We start from the raw sequence: 338 nt of genomic DNA, 5'->3' as shown, positions 1-338 counted from the left end.
GCCTTCAGTTTTTAAAAAAAGCTGAAAGTAAAAGCAAAATTTGCTTGGCGACCATAGCATTGTGGACCCACCTGATTCCATGCCGAACTCAGAAGTGAAACACAATAGCGCCGATGGTAGTGTGGGGCTTCCCCATGTGAGAGTAGGACATCGCCAGGCTTTAAATTTATTTTCACTTTTTTAAAAGTGAAGACAAAAGTTCGACTTTGTCTATTAAATAGACAAGTCACCATAGAGTTCTAAGTTTTCTTAGTATTTTATGTTGACTTTCAAAGTGGAAAGCGTATTATACGCGTCCTGCTTAAGTGCTAAGGCACTGAAAGCGTTCTCTTTTTAGA

Annotated in this window: 1 rRNA gene; it reads left to right on the top strand. The window is 39.1% G+C overall.

Annotated elements, in window-relative coordinates:
• Positions 1–43 precede the first annotated feature (43 nt).
• Positions 44–159, top strand: a 5S ribosomal RNA gene (gene rrf / locus AB4623_RS24145).
• Positions 160–338 lie beyond the last annotated feature (179 nt).

It is taken from the genome of Vibrio sp. 10N.222.52.C12 (genome assembly GCF_041474215.1).
Lineage (GTDB): Bacteria > Pseudomonadota > Gammaproteobacteria > Enterobacterales > Vibrionaceae > Vibrio > Vibrio crassostreae_C.
The sequence above is the reverse complement of the archived record's forward strand: the minus strand, read 5'-3'. Positions and strand labels throughout refer to the sequence as shown.